Below are 18,017 nucleotides of genomic sequence, written 5' to 3'. Positions count from 1 at the left end.
AAATGTCGAGCTACGGAAAAGTCATTAAAGGACTTATACTAAAGGGAGGTAGGCTCCTTGATAGACGTTAATGAATTTGAATATATGAAAATTGGTTTAGCTTCTCCAGACAAGATTCGCTCTTGGTCTTATGGTGAAGTGAAGAAGCCGGAAACAATCAACTACCGTACATTAAAACCAGAAAAAGATGGTCTTTTCTGTGAACGAATCTTTGGACCAACAAAAGATTGGGAATGTCACTGTGGTAAATACAAACGTGTTCGTTATAAAGGTGTAGTTTGTGATCGTTGTGGTGTTGAAGTAACACGTGCAAAGGTTCGTCGTGAGCGCATGGGGCATATTGAATTAGCTGCTCCTGTATCGCATATTTGGTACTTCAAAGGTATCCCAAGTCGTATGGGGCTGATTTTAGATATGTCACCACGTGCACTTGAGGAAGTCATTTACTTTGCATCTTATGTAGTAATTGATGCTGCAGGTACAAATTTAGAACATAAACAACTACTTTCTGAAAAAGAATACCGTGCATACCGTGAAAAATTCGGTAATACATTCGAAGCGGCGATGGGCGCAGAAGCGATTAAAAAGCTTCTTGAACAAATCGACTTAGAAGAAGAAACGGTTATGTTAAAAGAAGAGTTAAAAACTGCTCAAGGACAACGCCGTACACGTGCGATTAAACGCCTTGAAGTAGTAGAATCATTCCGTAACTCAGGCAATAAGCCATCTTGGATGATTCTTGATGTACTGCCTGTTATTCCACCTGAGCTTCGTCCAATGGTGCAATTAGATGGTGGTCGTTTCGCAACTTCTGACTTAAACGATTTATACCGTCGTGTTATTAACCGTAACAACCGTTTAAAACGTTTACTGGATCTTGGTGCACCAAGCATCATCGTACAAAACGAAAAACGTATGTTACAAGAAGCAGTAGATGCTTTAATTGATAACGGTCGTCGTGGTCGTCCAGTAACAGGTCCTGGTAACCGTCCATTAAAATCGCTTTCACACATGCTGAAAGGGAAACAAGGTCGTTTCCGTCAAAACTTACTTGGTAAACGTGTAGACTATTCTGGTCGTTCCGTTATCGTAGTAGGTCCAAACTTAAAAATGTACCAATGTGGTCTACCAAAAGAAATGGCGATTGAGTTATTCAAGCCTTTTGTTATGAAAGAACTGGTAGAACGTGGTCTTGCGCATAACATTAAGAGTGCAAAGCGTAAAATCGAGCGTATGCACAATGAAGTATGGGACGTTTTAGAAGACGTTATTCGTGAGCATCCGGTATTACTTAACCGTGCCCCGACGCTTCACCGTCTTGGTATTCAAGCATTCGAGCCGACATTAGTAGAAGGTCGTGCCATTCGTCTTCACCCATTAGTATGTACAGCTTATAACGCTGACTTCGATGGTGACCAAATGGCGGTACACGTACCATTATCAGCAGAAGCACAAGCAGAAGCTCGCCTACTTATGTTAGCAGCTCAAAACATCCTGAACCCGAAAGATGGTAAACCAGTTGTAACACCGTCTCAAGATATGGTATTAGGTAACTACTACTTAACGCTTGAGCGTGAAGGTGCACGTGGTGAAGGCGCTATCTTCTACGGTCCAGATGAAGTGTTAATTGCATATCAAACAGGTCATGTGCATTTACACACACGTATTGCGATTAAAGCTTCTTCATTAAACAACCCGACGTTTACGGAAGAGCAAAATAGCATGTTCTTATTAACGACTGTTGGTAAGGTAATCTTCAACGAAATTTTACCGGCATCGTTCCCTTACATTAATGAACCAACAGATACAAACTTAGAAGATAAAACACCTGAGAAGTATTTTGTGAAATTAACAATTGATGCAGAAGCACTTGCAGAGGTGGAAGCAACGGAAGGATATGCTTCATTATCAGAAGATGAACAAATCCAAGCGCAACGCCAAGCTATATTACGTAAGCATTTTGATTCGATTCCAGCTGTGCCACCATTCCGTAAGAAATTCTTAGGAAACGTTATCGCACAAGTATTTAAGCAGTTTAAAATTACTGAAACTTCTAAAATGCTTGACCGCATGAAAGACTTAGGTTTCAAATACTCAACTCGTGCTGGTATTACAGTAGGTGTATCGGATATCGAGGTATTACCTGATAAAGGTAAAATCCTTGAAGAAGCACAGGAAAAAGTAGACAAAGTGATGAAGCAATTCCGTCGTGGTTTAATCACAGAGGAAGAGCGCTATGATCGCGTAATCGAGATCTGGTCAAAAGCGAAGGATGTTATCCAAGGCAAGCTGATGGACTCTTTACAAAAAACAAACCCAATCTTCATGATGTCTGACTCTGGTGCCCGTGGTAACGCATCGAACTTTACACAGCTTGCTGGTATGCGTGGTCTGATGGCCAACCCAGCTGGTCGTATTATCGAGTTACCAATCAAATCTTCATTCCGTGAAGGTTTAACGGTATTAGAGTACTTCATCTCGACTCACGGTGCGCGTAAAGGTCTTGCCGATACAGCGTTAAAAACGGCCGACTCAGGTTACTTAACGCGTCGTCTAGTAGACGTTGCACAAGACGTAATCGTTCGTGAAGATGATTGTGGTACGGACCGTGGTTTAACAATCGGTGCGTTAATGGAAGGTAACGAGGTTATCGAAGCACTAGATGAGCGTATCGTAGGGCGTTATACGAAGAAAACAATCCTACACCCTGAAACAGGGGCAGTTGTTTTAGAACGTGATGGATTAATTACACAAGATATCGCAAAAGTTATTGAAGAAGCTGGTATCGAGCAAGTAACAATCCGTTCTGCATTCACATGTAATACAAAGCATGGAGTATGTAAAAAATGTTACGGTATGAACTTAGCTACTGGCGACGAAGTAGAAGTTGGGGAAGCGGTAGGTATTATCGCTGCTCAATCGATTGGTGAGCCAGGTACGCAGTTAACGATGCGTACATTCCATACAGGTGGGGTAGCCGGAAACGATATTACACAAGGTCTTCCACGTATCCAAGAGATTTTTGAGGCACGTAATCCGAAAGGGCAGGCGGTTATTTCTGAAATCTCAGGTTCGGTTACAGACATCGAAGAAATTCGCGAAGGCTTAAAAGAAATCACAATTACAGGTGAAGTAGAAACACGTAAATATCAGGCGCCATATAATTCACGTCTGAAAGTAGTGCTAGGTGATGAAGTGAAGCCTGGTCAAATTCTTACAGAAGGTTCTATCGATCCAAAACAATTATTAAAAGTAAAAGATGTAGCAACAGTTCAAGAGTATCTGTTGAAAGAAGTACAAAAAGTATACCGTATGCAAGGGGTAGAAATTGGTGACAAGCACATCGAAGTAATGGTTCGTCAAATGCTTCGTAAAGTGCGCGTAATTGAAGCGGGTGATACAGAGCTATTACCAGGTTCATTACTAGATGTGCATCAATTTGCTGAGGCAAACGTAGAGGCTGTTTTAAGTGGGAAAAACCCTGCAACATGTCGCCCAGTAATCCTCGGTATTACAAAAGCGTCTCTTGAAACAGAATCGTTCTTATCTGCTGCATCATTCCAAGAAACAACACGTGTGTTAACGGATGCAGCGATTAAAGGTAAGCGTGATGAGCTCCTTGGTCTGAAGGAAAACGTAATTATCGGTAAACTTGTTCCTGCAGGTACTGGTATGCAACGTTACCGTCAAATCCGCATTGCAGATGATATAGATGCAACGGAAGAAGAATTAACTGCATTTGAATAAATGATGTATTCCGGGTAGGCATGTTCCTACCCGGGATTTTTAAAGATATTAGTTGACACTCGGTATTAGGGATGATAATATATTCAAGGTTGATAGTTAACTGTCTGTACTTCGGAGGATATGAAAATGTCTTATGATAAAGTAACACAGGCTAGTCAAACAATCATAGGTACAAAGCAAGCAGTGAAAGCGATGCGTGCTGGACAAGTGACCAAAGTTTTTATTGCACTTGATGCAGACAGTTGGGTAACCGATCCGGCCATTCTTCTCGCGAAAGAAATCGGGATACCAGTTCATCTCGTTGAGTCGAAAAAAGAACTTGGGAAAGCTTGCGGCATTCAAGTTGGAGCTGCAGTTGTTGCGGTTACTGCGATGTAGTTTTTGTGTAAGATACACAAAGACTTTGTTTTTACCCAAAAAATGAACCACCTGGATGTGTGGTATTACAAGGATCCAATGAAGGGAGGAAAAATCGATGCCTACAATTAACCAATTGGTACGTAAGCCTCGTAAATCTAAAAGCACGAAATCAGACTCACCAGCGTTAAACAAAGGATATAACTCATTTAAAAAATCTTTAACTGATGTTAAATCTCCACAAAAACGTGGTGTTTGTACTCGTGTAGGTACTATGACGCCTAAAAAACCTAACTCAGCGTTACGTAAATACGCTCGTGTACGTTTAACTAACCAAATCGAGGTTACAGCTTACATTCCTGGTGAAGGCCACAACTTACAAGAGCACAGTGTTGTTCTTATCCGTGGCGGTCGTGTAAAAGACTTACCAGGGGTACGTTATCACATCGTTCGTGGTGCACTTGACACTGCTGGTGTTAACGGCCGTATGCAATCTCGTTCTCTATATGGTACAAAACGTCCAAAAGAGAAAAAATAATTTAAACTACAAATTCTAAAATAGATATTCATCTGAAAGGAGGAAAACACATGCCTCGTAAAGGTCCTGTTTCCAAACGTGACGTGTTACCAGATCCAATTTATAATTCAAAACTAGTAACTCGTTTAGTTAATAAAATGATGATTGACGGTAAAAAAGGTACTTCTCAAAAGATTTTATACGGTGCGTTCGAACTTGTTAAAGAACGTTCAGGTCAAGATCCTCTAGAAGTATTCGAAGCGGCATTAAACAATGTAATGCCAGTTCTTGAAGTACGCGCTCGTCGTGTTGGTGGTTCTAACTACCAAGTACCGGTTGAAGTTCGTCCAGAACGCCGTACAACTTTAGGTCTTCGTTACTTAGTGAACTACTCTCGTCTTCGTGGTGAAAAAACGATGGAAGAGCGTTTAGCTAATGAAATCTTAGATGCATCTAACAACACTGGTGCTTCAGTTAAGAAACGTGAAGATATGCACAAAATGGCAGAAGCGAACAAAGCATTCGCTCACTACCGCTGGTAATATAACCTATGTACTGACTCGTTTGGTCAGTACAAGGTTTTATATAGTCTACACCCAATATGGAAGGAGAAATTTCCTATGAAACGCGAATTCTCTTTAGAGAATACTCGTAATATTGGGATCATGGCTCACATTGATGCTGGTAAAACAACAACAACTGAGCGTATCCTTTATTACACTGGTAAGATTCACAAAATTGGTGAAACTCACGAAGGTGCTTCTCAAATGGACTGGATGGAGCAAGAGCAAGAACGTGGTATTACAATCACTTCTGCAGCAACAACAGCTCAATGGGCAGGTCACCGTGTAAACATCATCGATACTCCTGGACACGTAGACTTCACTGTAGAAGTAGAACGTTCTTTACGTGTACTTGATGGTGCGGTAACAGTTCTTGATGCTCAATCTGGTGTTGAGCCTCAAACTGAAACAGTATGGCGTCAAGCTACAACTTACGGCGTACCTCGTATCGTATTCATCAACAAAATGGATAAAATGGGTGCAGACTTCTTATATTCTGTAGGTACTTTACATGAGCGTTTACAAGCTAACGCTCACCCAATCCAATTACCAATCGGTGCTGAAGATGAGTTCAAAGCAATCATTGACTTAGTTGAAATGAAAGCTGTCTTCTACGGTAACGAAGAAGGTACTGCTGTAACTGAAGGCGAAATCCCAGCTGAATATATGGATCAAGCTGAAGAATACCGTGAGAAATTAATCGACGCTGTTGCAAGTGTTGATGAAGATCTTATGGAGAAATACTTAGAAGGTGAAGAAATTACTGTTGCTGAGCTTAAAGCGGCTATCCGTAAAGCGACAATCGCAGTAGAATTCTATCCTGTAATCTGTGGTACAGCATTCAAACACAAAGGTGTTCGTAAAATGCTTGACGCAGTAATCGACTACTTACCATCTCCGGTAGATGTACCAGCAATTAAAGGTACAAATCCTGATGGTGATGAAGAATTAGAACGTAAATCATCAGACGAAGAGCCATTCTCAGCTTTAGCATTTAAAGTTATGACTGACCCATTCGTAGGTAAATTAACGTTCTTCCGTGTGTACTCTGGTATCCTTGATTCAGGTTCATACGTACAAAACTCTACAAAAGGTAAACGTGAACGTGTAGGTCGTATTCTACAAATGCACGCGAACAGCCGTGAAGAAATTTCTAAAGTATTCGCTGGTGACATCGCTGCTGCTGTAGGTCTTAAAGATACGACTACTGGTGATACTCTATGTGACGAGAAAAACCTTGTTATCCTAGAGTCTATGGAATTCCCAGAGCCAGTTATCTCTTTATCTGTAGAACCAAAATCAAAAGCTGACCAAGATAAAATGGGTCAAGCTTTACAAAAATTACAAGAAGAAGATCCAACATTCCGTGCTCACACTGACCAAGAGACTGGTCAAACAATCATCTCAGGTATGGGTGAGTTACACTTAGACATCCTTGTTGACCGTATGAAACGTGAATTCAAAGTTGAATGTAACGTTGGTGCGCCAATGGTATCTTACCGTGAAACATTCCGTGGTTCTGCACAAGTTCAAGGTAAATTTACTCGTCAATCAGGTGGTCGTGGTCAATACGGTGACGTATGGATCGAGTTCTCTCCAAATGAAGAGGGAGCAGGCTTCGAATTCGAAAATGCTATCGTTGGTGGTGTAGTACCACGTGAATACATTCCAGCAGTTGAAGCAGGTCTTCGTGACTCGCTTGACCGCGGTGTAGTTGCTGGTTACCCATTAATCGACATCAAAGCGAAATTATTCGATGGTTCTTACCATGATGTTGACTCAAACGAAATGGCGTTCAAAATCGCTGCTTCTATGGCACTAAAAGCTGCTGCATCTAAATGTAGCCCAGTTATTTTAGAGCCAATGATGAAAGTAGAAGTTGTAATTCCAGAAGAGTACCTTGGTGATATCATGGGTAACATTACTGCTCGTCGCGGACGCGTTGAGGGTATGGAAGCTCGCGGTAACTCTCAAGTAGTACGTGCAATGGTTCCACTATCTGAAATGTTCGGATATGCTACAACTTTACGTTCAGCAACACAAGGTCGCGGTACATTCTCAATGGTATTCGATCATTATGAAGAAGTACCAAAGTCAATTGCTGAAGATATCATCAAAAAAAATAAAGGTGAATAATTGAATTTTCATCTTGTATCAAGTATAAATAACTTGTAAGCTATGATTGACATGGCAAGGAAGGGCCCTTACTTGCCATGCAGTTATAACATAAAAAAAATTAAAACATATATTTAGGAGGCTTTCTCTAATGGCTAAAGAAAAATTTGACCGTTCGAAAACGCATGCTAACATTGGTACAATCGGACACGTTGACCATGGTAAAACAACTTTAACTGCTGCTATCGCAACAGTATTATCTAAAAAAATGGGTGGCGAAGCTAAATCTTACGCTGACATCGATAACGCTCCAGAAGAAAAAGAGCGTGGTATTACAATCAACACTTCTCACGTAGAATATGAAACTGATACTCGTCACTATGCACACGTTGACTGTCCAGGACACGCTGACTATGTTAAAAACATGATCACTGGTGCTGCTCAAATGGACGGCGGTATCTTAGTAGTATCTGCTGCTGACGGCCCAATGCCACAAACTCGTGAGCACATCCTTTTATCTCGTCAAGTAGGTGTTCCTTACTTAGTAGTATTCATGAACAAATGTGATATGGTTGATGACGAAGAATTATTAGAATTAGTAGAAATGGAAATCCGTGACCTACTTTCTGAATATGACTTCCCAGGCGATGATATCCCTGTAATCAAAGGTTCTGCTCTTAAAGCTCTTGAAGGTGAAGCAGAATGGGAAGAAAAAATCGTTGAATTAATGGATGCTGTAGATTCTTACATCCCAACTCCAGAGCGTCAAACTGACAAACCATTCATGATGCCAGTAGAGGACGTATTCTCTATCACTGGTCGTGGTACAGTAGCAACTGGCCGTGTTGAACGTGGTCAAGTTAAAGTTGGTGACGTAATTGAGATCGTTGGTCTTCAAGAAGAAGCAAAATCTACAACTGTTACTGGTGTAGAAATGTTCCGTAAATTATTAGACTACGCTGAAGCTGGAGACAACATCGGTGCTTTACTTCGTGGTGTAGCTCGTGAAGATATCCAACGTGGTCAAGTATTAGCTAAACCAGGTTCAATTACTCCACACACAAACTTCAAAGCTGAAGTTTACGTTTTATCAAAAGAAGAGGGTGGCCGTCATACTCCATTCTTCTCTAACTACCGTCCTCAGTTCTACTTCCGTACAACTGACGTAACAGGTATCTGTAACTTACCAGAAGGCGTTGAAATGGTAATGCCTGGCGATAACATCGAAATGACAGTAGAACTTATCGCTCCAATCGCTCTTGAAGAAGGTACTAAATTCTCTATCCGTGAGGGTGGCCGTACTGTAGGCGCTGGCGTAGTTGCTTCTATCCAAAAATAATTTTAGCTAACGCTAATTTTCTAAAAACCTTGAGGGGACGCTCTCAAGGTTTTTTTGTTGTTTATGGAAAATATGCTTTTTATCAGGTGTGTTGATTATCAAAATATTTCCTGTATAGAAGCGTGTTTTTAAAAAAAAGTGATCAAAAATGACTTGCCCGTTGATTGAAGCGGAATCGGCGAGACTCCTACGGGAATAGCATGAGCTGAAGACCCGGCAGGAGCGAGGTACGAGCGACGAGGAGGCTGAAGCCATGCCCGTGGAAAGCGAGCCGAATGGAACGGAAATCAACGTTTCACACGATTCTATTAACAATAAAAGGAAAATAAGCGCGCTTGCCAATATATATATTAGCTTTTTAAAGGTATTGGCATTGCCCGATTCTAGTTAAAATACGTCCTGCTTATTTGTCTATAAGATTATAACCCTTTCAGTTATATAACAATTTTTATTATTTAAAGTTGTTATATAACTAAATCGAATAATGACTATTCAAAATATGTATTTCATTTCTAAAGGTGAATCGATTTATAATGAAGATACGCAAGGGGAGAGAGTTTTCTCTTATTAGTGAGTAGTCACAAGGGGGATTTATTTATGACAAATTATATTCAAGTAGGAAATCTTCAAGTAGCTTCTGAGCTTTATGATTTTGTAAATACAAAAGCACTTCCGGAAAGCGGTGTAGAGCAAGCGCAATTTTGGGCTGGATTGGATACATTAATTCACGATTTAGCACCGGAAAATAAAGCAATTTTGGCACGTCGCGATGAGCTACAAGAGTTAATTAATAACTGGCATAAGGAAAACAAAGAGAACTTTGATTTTAATGCATACAAATCATTTTTACAAGAAATTGGTTACCTTGAGCCAAAAGTGGAACCATTCAAAGTCTCAACTGAAAATGTAGATGATGCGATTGCTGTGCAAGCTGGTCCGCAATTAGTAGTACCAGTAAACAATGCTCGTTATGCTATCAACGCAGCGAATGCTCGTTGGGGAAGTTTATATGATGCGTTATATGGTACAGACGCAATTAGTGAAGAAGATGGTGCTGAAAAAGGCAAAGGCTATAACCCAGTTCGTGGGGAAAAGGTAATTGCTTACTCTAAAAATGTATTAGATCAAGCGGTGGCGCTGAAAGGTGCTTCACATACAGATGTAGTGAAATATGCGATTGTAGATGGCGAGTTAATCGCTACATTACAAAACGGTGACACAACGGGTCTTGAAGATGCTTCAAAATTAGTAGGCTATCAAGGAACACTTGAAGAGCCAACAGTTGTGTTATTAAAAAATAACGACTTACACATCGAGATTCAAATCGACCGTGCGCATCCTATTGGAAAGACGGATGCAGCAGGTGTGAAAGATATCGTATTAGAATCAGCTGTTACAACAATTATGGACTGTGAAGACTCTGTTGCAGCGGTTGATGCAGAAGATAAAGTATTAGTATACAGCAACTGGTTAGGTTTAATGAAAGGTGATTTAGTCGCTACGTTCCAAAAAGGTCCAAAAACAGTGGAACGTACATTAAATCCTGACCGCACATACACAGGATTAAACGGTGAAACAGTTACATTATCAGGTCGTTCATTAATGTTCGTTCGTAATGTAGGGCACTTAATGACAAACAGTGCTATTTTAGATAAAGATGGAAATGAAGTACCAGAAGGAATTTTAGATGGCGTCATGACAAGCTTGATCTCAAAACATGAGCTATTAGGTAATGGTCAACACAAAAATTCTCAAAAAGGCTCTATTTATATCGTAAAACCAAAAATGCACGGTCCACAAGAAGTGGCATTTGCCAATACATTATTTGGTCGCGTAGAAGACTTACTTGGCTTAGAGCGTTTCACATTAAAAATTGGTGTAATGGATGAAGAGCGTCGTACATCACTAAACTTAAAAGCATGTATTAAAGAAGTAAAAGACCGTGTTGTATTCATTAACACAGGCTTCCTAGATCGTACAGGTGATGAAATCCATACATCAATGGAAGTTGGTCCAATAATTCGCAAAAATGAAATCAAATCTTCTACTTGGTTACAAGCATATGAAAAATCAAACGTAGTAGTAGGCCTTGATGCGGGCTTACAAGGTCGCGCACAAATCGGTAAAGGTATGTGGGCAATGCCAGATTTAATGGCGGAAATGTTAAAGCAAAAAATCGGTCACCCACAAGCAGGGGCAAATACAGCTTGGGTGCCATCACCAACAGCTGCGACATTACACGCAACGCACTATCACCAAGTAAACGTAAAAGACGTACAAAAAGGTTTATCGAGCTCAGAAGACTTCACAGATTCGATTTTACAAATTCCGGTTTCACCAACAACAGACTGGAGTCCAGAGGAAATCCAACAAGAATTAGATAATAATGCGCAAGGTATTTTAGGCTATGTTGTACGTTGGGTAGAACAAGGGGTAGGTTGTTCGAAAGTACCTGACATCAACGACATCGGCCTGATGGAAGACCGTGCAACGCTTCGTATTTCTAGTCAGCACGTGGCAAACTGGTTACATCATGGTATTTGCACAGAAGAACAAGTTGTAGAAACAATGAAGCGTATGGCGAAAGTCGTAGATGAGCAAAATGCTGGCGATGCAACATACCGTCCAATGGCGCCAAATTACGAAGAATCCGTAGCATTCCAAGCAGCTTTTGAGTTAGTATTCAAAGGCTATGATCAACCAAACGGCTATACAGAGCCAATTTTACACAAAAAACGTTTGGAAGCAAAAGCGAAATACGGTAGTACAGTAAACGCTTAAGCAATACACTATTTAAAAAGACACAATCTCCGCTTTGAGATGTGTCTTTTTTGTTTAGTCAGAAATAAAATTATGTGCCAGTGCAATAAACTCCCGTACAGCATAGGATAAGTATTTATTTTTTTTCCACGCCAACCCTAGTTCTAAAAAGATATGTTCTTCATCAAATGGGATAGCGACAATGGTATCATCTTTTATTTTCTCGCAAATTTTTTTAGGGAGTAGAGCGATACCTAATTTAGCTGCGACCATTTCAATAATTAAATCCTTCTGTGATGTTTCACATGCAATGGTAGGGAAGAAGCCATTTTTGGCACACTCTTCAATAATACGATCATATAAGGTGAAGTCTTTACGATAAATGACAAATGTTTCTTTTTCAAGCTCAGATAATTTGATAAAAGGACGAGCCGCAAGTGGATGATCCCGATGAACAATTAACATTAGCGGGTCCTTTAGTATACTGATTGTTTCTAACTGATTATTGGCTACACACAAATTGCAAATAAGACCGATATCTAATTCACCTGCTTCCACCCCTTGGCGAATTTTTTTTGTCCCCACTTCTGATAAGATAATTTCGATATAAGGGTATTGTTCCTTATACTGACTTACTAATTTTGTGAAAAACTCTGCACCGACAATCGGTGGAATACCGATACGGATTTGTCCTTTTTTTAAATCCATTAAGTCGGTTAACTCGGAGCGTAAATTTTTAAATGCTTCTAATACTTGCTTCGCATTCACTAATACCGCTTGCCCTGCATCTGTTAGCTCTAACTGCTTAGATGAGCGATAGAATAACGGCACACCTAGCTCGGCTTCTAAATTTTGAATGGCTTTACTAATAGAAGGCTGTGATACATGTAAAGTAGAAGCAGCTTTTGTAAAACTTAGGTGTTTCGCAACCTCTGCAAAATATTCAATTTGACGAATGTCCAAAACAAGCCCTCCTTATAAACGGAAATAGATTAATTGTTATAGCAATATAAAAAATATTTCGTATAAAACTATTTATATGAATTCATAATGAGTAAATCTCTAAATATATAATACCATTTAAGTAACCGTTGCTTTCCGCTCCGGCACTCGCTTTCCACGGGCGAGATCAAGCCTCCTCGTCGCTCATACTTCGGTGCTCCTGTTGCTACGCTTTCGTCGCAAATAAATTTCCTGCGGGGTCTTGATTGTCTCGCTTTTCCCGTAGGAGTCTTGCGCCTTCGCTACAAGTAACTATTGTTTCATAAAATAATCGGTTGCTTAAAAATAATGAAACATTCTAATTCATTAGGGTAGAGGGTGGGCGATTATACATGCAAATAGAAAGAAAATGATTTCTTTTTGAGAAGAGAAATGTTTTTCTAGCATATCGAGAAGTATTCACTTTTTGCCGTAGTGCGCCATAGCCACAGGAGCCAAGATTTTCTTTGCGACGAAAGTGCAACGTCAGGAGCAGGAACAGGAGATCCAAACAGGCCACGCCTGTTTTAGCTCCTGTGTAGGCTGTGGCAAAGCGCGGAGGCTACGATTATGCTTTAACTTAATATCTTTTACTATCACACTGGTATTTTTAGGATGTATTTTTGCTCATTACGAGTATGAATGTAAAACACAATTACTAATCATTATACAATTAATCTGAAATATTAGAAATCAACAACGGAAGCGTTATACTTTGTAATTTTGTTACATACTTGTCTATATTGATATTTTACAAAAAGTGTATAATGAAATAGATGCACATTTGTTGAGAGGAGCGAAAGACGTGAAAGTATATTTAATAGAAGATGATGAATCGATTTTTGAAGTCATTAAGGAACGCTTCGCGCAATGGTCAATTGATGTAATCGGACCATCCAACTTTCAGCATGTACTGGACGATTTTTTAGCGGAGCAGCCGCAGCTTGTCATTATTGATATTCAGTTACCGGCTTTTGACGGCTTTCATTGGTGCCGCGAAATACGAGCCATTTCAAAGGTACCGATTTTATTTTTATCCTCCCGAGATCACCCGATGGATATGGTGATGGCGATGCAAATGGGGGCCGATGATTTTGTGCAAAAGCCCTTTCATATGGAAGTACTATTAGCAAAAGTACAGGCATTACTTCGGCGTACATATGATTATCAAGAGCAACCAACTGAAATACTTCGATGGAACGATGCCCTCATTGATTATGATCGTGCAACGGTTGAATATAATGGGAAGCACATTGAATTAACGAAAAATGAACTGTTTATTTTGAAGGTGTTGCTCAAATCGAGTGGACAAATTGTGTCACGTGATGAATTGATGCGGCAGCTTTGGGATGATGAACGCTTCGTCAACGATAATACATTAACCGTCAATGTAAATCGACTACGCCAACGACTTGAAGAAATTGGGTTAGAAGATGTCATTGTGACGAAAAAAGGGCTAGGCTATATGGCGGTGTCACAATGATATGGTTATTTTTGAAAGAACGACTTGCATGGATTGCTTTTTTTATCTGTCTGCAACTATGGATGAATATTTTATTCTTTTTAGATGATGGATTTTCGGATGTGTCGATACGGTACATCAATCTGATAAACGTATTGCTTTTCCTCATTTTCTTTAGCTGGCGTTATGTAAAAGAATTAAAGCAGTTGCGCACTTTTTGTAGTGGGGCTGCAATAGAGGATGAAGTTTCACCGTTTCAGCAGCAAATGTTACAGCATGTCAATAAAACAATACATGAACTAGAGCAACAAATGAACAAGCAAAAGCTAGATGCATTAGAGCGACATGATGAAATTCTTGCGTGGGTACATGAAATGAAGTCCCCGATGACCGCGCTAAAGCTAATGACCGATCAAATAGAGCAGGGGACATTAAAAGAGCGTATAGAATATGAATGGCTCCGCATTTATCTATTACTTGATCAGCAGCTTCATGCGACACGGCTATCGACGATTGAAAAGGATAACCGCTTAGAGAAAGTTGTATTGCAATCGGTGATCTATAAAGAAATACGTGAATTGCGTTCTTGGTGCTTAGAAAAAGGAATTGGGATTGAAATAGGTGAGTTGGAGGAAGTAGTTACAACCGATGCCAAATGGCTGGCTTTTATTTTTAGACAAATTTTTTCGAATGCAGTGAAGTACAGTAAACCAAATACGGAAATTCATATTTACACAGAACAAGATACACAAGGGCATGTCTGTTTGTATGTGCAAGATGCAGGTTGTGGCATTGCAGCGGAAGATTTACCACGTGTATTTCAAAAATCGTATACGGGGACTATTGGTCGAGAAACGATGGCTGCAACAGGAATGGGCCTCTATTTAGCCAAACAATCTGCCGAGAAATTAGGGATTCAGCTACGAATGACGTCACAAGTAAATGTGGGGACAACGGTGACCATTCAGTTCCCAATGGACAATGAATATCATAAATCGTACGGTATGTGACGAAAATGTCATGTACCGTTTTTATTTGTCATGTAAAACGCACGAAACGAATGTATGAACAAGATAAAATAAAAGCAACAAGTTGAAGTAAAGGATGAGAGAGATGCCCATTTTAATCGCAAGGAAAATCCGTAAAACGTATGGTAAACGTGCATTACAACAGGAAGTATTAAAGGGAATTGATTTAGAAGTAAATAAAGGAGAGTTCGTCGGCATTATGGGTCCTTCTGGATCAGGGAAAACGACGTTATTAAATGTATTATGTTCGATTGATGCTGTTTCAGAAGGACTAGTGGAAATCAACGGACAAAAATTACAAGGGATGAAGGAAAAAGTGCTCGCAAACTTCCGACGTGAGCAGCTAGGCTTCATATTCCAGGATTATAATTTACTCGACACATTAACAGTGAAGGAAAATATTTTGCTTCCGCTGTCTATCAGTAAAATTCCAAAGGCAGCCGCAGAAGCGAGATTTAAAGAGCTTGTGAGGATTTTAGGGATTGAAGATATTGTCGGTAAATACCCAAATGAAATTTCAGGAGGACAAAAGCAACGAACGTCTGCAGCACGTGCACTCATTTCTAATCCTTCTATTATATTTGCTGACGAACCGACTGGAGCGCTAGATTCTAAATCGGCTACGGCGCTACTTGCAAACTTAGAGAAGATTAATAAAGAAAAGCAGGCAACGATTATGATGGTGACACATGATGCCGTCGCAGCAAGCTTTTGTAGTCGCGTGCTATTTTTAAAGGACGGGCAAATTTATACGGAGCTTTATAAAGGTGAGAAATCGCGTAATGAGTTTTTCCAACAAATCTTGAATACGCAAAGTGTGCTAGGTGGTGATGGCTATGACGCTTAGCCAACTTGTCCTGCGTAGTATGCAAAAAAATATTAAGCATTACTATTTATACTTTTTTGCGCTTATTTTTAGTGTCACGCTCTATTTTTCATTTATTACGTTGCAATTTAATGACTCGGTGTTAAAAGCTACAGAAAAAAGTGGTACAGCTACAGCTGGATTTGAAGCAGCATCGTACTTACTGTATTTTATCGTGACGTTTTTCGTGTTATATGCCAATCATTTATTTATGAAGCGTCGCAGTAAAGAAATCGGACTGTATCAGTTAATCGGGATGACAAAAGGGTTAATTGTTCGATTAATTGCATTAGAAAATATGCTTTTATTTGTCGGAGCAGTTGTGATTGGGATGGGCGCTGGTTTTTTAAGCTCTCGGATTTTTGCCATGATTTTATTGAAGGTACTCGACTACGATACAGTTGTCAGCATGACCTTTAGTACGGAGGCAATTGTTCGGACAGCGCTTATTTTTGGGGTATTATTACTCGTCATTTTAATTCAAATGGCATTTATCATTCGTCGTGTGTCGTTATTATCATTATTTACAGCGTCTAAACAGGCTGACGAGCGCGTGAAGCGTTTTAGCCCAGTACAAATGATTGTTGGGGCGATTGGTATTGGACTCATTGTGTACGGCTATTATGCTTCGACAAAGCTATTTGATTTAGAAAGTGCAAGCAATTTATTTTTAAATATGATCATCATTTTAGTAACGACTATAGGTGGTACATTTTTAGTATTCCGCTTCTCCGTATCGTTTGTCATGAATTTAATTCGCCTCAAGAAAAATGGCCATTTAAGCTCAGTGGATGTACTTGCAGTGACGCCGATTATGCATCGGATGAAGGGGAATGCAAAGTCATTAACGCTAATTACAGTACTTACAGCGGTGTCTCTAGCGATTACAACACTTTCGTATATCACTTATTATTCGGCAGCTAGTCAGGCTAGAGTGACTTCACCTACCGATTTTACCGTGTTTGATGAGGAAGGGGAAAAGTTTTTAGCGGCGCTTGAAATGAATGACATTCCGTATGAAACAACAACTTACCGCTTAAAGCAGGTAAAGGTCAATGTGAGTGAAATAGTGGATGTCAATTTAAAAAATAGCCCGCTCATAAATTTAGATGCTGAAACAACGGTTATACCACTTTCTGATTTTCAGCAAATCGTACCAGAGTATACTACTCTTTCTGAGGGGGAAGTGTTAGTGACCAATCATGTAGGTACGTTGGCACAAATGCTTCCTATCAAAGTAGATAGCGTACCAACTGTACAGGCAGATGAACAGCTTTTTGAAATGCGTATTACAGAAGTACGGGAAGATTTATTGGGCGGATCAGCCATCGGTGGTGGCGCACCAATCTTTATCGTAACAGATATGCAATTTGCTGCATTGCCAACAGTAGCAACGATGCCTTTTGCAAAGCAAATTTCTGTTGAGGTGACAGAAGAATATGAAGAACGTGCAGAATCGCTTTACCAAGCAATGAACATGAACAACCTTTCAAAGGAAGTTCATGATGAAAGTGGTGAAAAAGTTGTTGAAACCATTTACCAACCTTCATTTGAACAAGCTCGTAGTGGAACGATTAAATCGATGGGGGTAGTGATTTTCACAACGGCCTTCCTCGGTTTAGCCTTCTTACTGGCAACAGGGAGTATTTTATACTTTAAGCAAATGTCGGAGGCGGATGAGGAGCTACCATCGTATACAATTTTACGTAAAATCGGCTTCTCGCAGCAGGACATTATGCGAGGGATTTATAAAAAGCAGGCGTTTAACTTCGGTGTGCCGTTGTTCATTGGGTTACTGCATAGTTATTTTGCGGTGAAGTCAGGCTGGTTTTTATTTGGCTCAGAATTAGTTGCCCCATTACTGATCACAATGAGCTTGTATATTGCGATGTATATGCTATTTGCTGTATTGTCCATCAGTTATTACAAAAAGGTGATTAAGCAATCTTTATAGATAAGAGGGGCATCTGAAAAGGCATTTTGATGCGACCACTGTAGGAGCAATATTTTTCAAGTAGATACTTATTAAGAAGAGGGTGTCCAGAAAACTTTCTGGACGCCCATTTCTAATGAACGCGAAAGGAATGTATACGTTTTATGAGTATCTGCGGAAATGCTTATTTCGAATTGCGTAAAACTTATAAATAAATCCATACACTCTTCCTATTTAATATAGTTACTCCTGTTAGAAATGAAGCTTGCTTGTTTGCGTTTAGTATTCCGAATATTTCATCTACAACGCTTTGCTCCCTTTTTGGTTGCTTTCGGTTTCATACTCTTATA

The 18,017-nt window shown here is 39.9% G+C and carries 12 protein-coding genes; 11 read left to right on the top strand and 1 reads right to left on the bottom strand.

Annotation, left to right across the window (positions count from 1 at the left end):
* Positions 1-57: 57 nt before the first annotated feature.
* The 7 genes from rpoC to ACQQ2I_RS19815 all read left to right on the top strand — a co-directional run bounded on the left by rpoC (position 58) and on the right by ACQQ2I_RS19815 (position 11,419).
* On the top strand, positions 58-3,747 hold the full coding sequence (gene rpoC / locus ACQQ2I_RS19845; protein ID WP_431028442.1) for a DNA-directed RNA polymerase subunit beta': 3,690 nt from the start codon (positions 58-60) through the stop codon (positions 3,745-3,747).
* A gap of 126 nt (positions 3,748-3,873) precedes the next feature.
* A complete protein-coding gene (locus ACQQ2I_RS19840) occupies positions 3,874-4,125 on the top strand; it encodes a ribosomal L7Ae/L30e/S12e/Gadd45 family protein (protein WP_431028441.1) in 252 nt (83 codons plus the stop codon).
* A gap of 97 nt (positions 4,126-4,222) precedes the next feature.
* Positions 4,223-4,642, top strand: a complete 420-nt coding sequence (gene rpsL, locus ACQQ2I_RS19835) for a 30S ribosomal protein S12 (protein WP_431028440.1) — start codon at positions 4,223-4,225, stop codon at positions 4,640-4,642.
* A gap of 50 nt (positions 4,643-4,692) precedes the next feature.
* Positions 4,693-5,163: a 30S ribosomal protein S7 gene (rpsG, locus tag ACQQ2I_RS19830; protein WP_332649144.1), complete on the top strand. Its 471-nt coding sequence runs from the start codon at positions 4,693-4,695 to the stop codon at positions 5,161-5,163.
* Positions 5,164-5,241: 78 nt separating this feature from the next.
* Positions 5,242-7,320 carry an elongation factor G gene (fusA, locus tag ACQQ2I_RS19825; protein ID WP_431028439.1) on the top strand — a complete coding sequence of 693 codons (2,079 nt, stop codon included), beginning with the start codon at positions 5,242-5,244 and terminating at the stop codon, positions 7,318-7,320.
* Between the two features lie 130 nt (positions 7,321-7,450).
* Positions 7,451-8,638: an elongation factor Tu gene (gene tuf, locus ACQQ2I_RS19820; protein WP_431028438.1), complete on the top strand. Its 1,188-nt coding sequence runs from the start codon at positions 7,451-7,453 to the stop codon at positions 8,636-8,638.
* A gap of 597 nt (positions 8,639-9,235) precedes the next feature.
* Positions 9,236-11,419 carry a malate synthase G gene (locus ACQQ2I_RS19815; protein WP_431028437.1) on the top strand — a complete coding sequence of 728 codons (2,184 nt, stop codon included), beginning with the start codon at positions 9,236-9,238 and terminating at the stop codon, positions 11,417-11,419.
* A 54-nt stretch (positions 11,420-11,473) separates the two neighbouring features.
* Here the strand turns inward: ACQQ2I_RS19815 and ACQQ2I_RS19810 are convergent, their stop codons facing one another.
* Positions 11,474-12,361 carry a LysR family transcriptional regulator gene (locus ACQQ2I_RS19810; RefSeq protein WP_431028436.1) on the bottom strand — a complete coding sequence of 296 codons (888 nt, stop codon included), beginning with the start codon at positions 12,359-12,361 and terminating at the stop codon, positions 11,474-11,476.
* 823 nt (positions 12,362-13,184) lie between these two features.
* Between ACQQ2I_RS19810 and ACQQ2I_RS19805 the strand changes: the two genes are divergently transcribed.
* The 4 genes from ACQQ2I_RS19805 (at position 13,185) to ACQQ2I_RS19790 (ending at position 17,688) form a co-directional block, all read left to right on the top strand.
* Positions 13,185-13,862 carry a response regulator transcription factor gene (locus tag ACQQ2I_RS19805; protein ID WP_431028435.1) on the top strand — a complete coding sequence of 226 codons (678 nt, stop codon included), beginning with the start codon at positions 13,185-13,187 and terminating at the stop codon, positions 13,860-13,862.
* Entirely contained in the window at positions 13,859-14,851 is a 993-nt protein-coding gene (locus ACQQ2I_RS19800) for a sensor histidine kinase (protein ID WP_431028434.1), read from the top strand. Before ACQQ2I_RS19805 ends, ACQQ2I_RS19800 begins: the two co-directional genes overlap by 4 nt.
* Before the next feature lie 103 nt (positions 14,852-14,954).
* The gene (locus tag ACQQ2I_RS19795) at positions 14,955-15,716 is read left to right on the top strand and encodes an ABC transporter ATP-binding protein (protein ID WP_431028433.1); all 762 of its coding nucleotides are present in this window, start codon (positions 14,955-14,957) and stop codon (positions 15,714-15,716) included.
* The gene (locus tag ACQQ2I_RS19790; protein WP_431028432.1) at positions 15,706-17,688 is read left to right on the top strand and encodes an FtsX-like permease family protein; all 1,983 of its coding nucleotides are present in this window, start codon (positions 15,706-15,708) and stop codon (positions 17,686-17,688) included. Before ACQQ2I_RS19795 ends, ACQQ2I_RS19790 begins: the two co-directional genes overlap by 11 nt.
* Positions 17,689-18,017: the final 329 nt, after the last annotated feature.

Source organism: Lysinibacillus sp. LZ02 (genome assembly GCF_050613145.1).
GTDB lineage: Bacteria > Bacillota > Bacilli > Bacillales_A > Planococcaceae > Lysinibacillus_B.
Note: the sequence above shows the minus strand (reverse complement) of the source record. Positions and strands in the feature narration are given on the sequence as shown.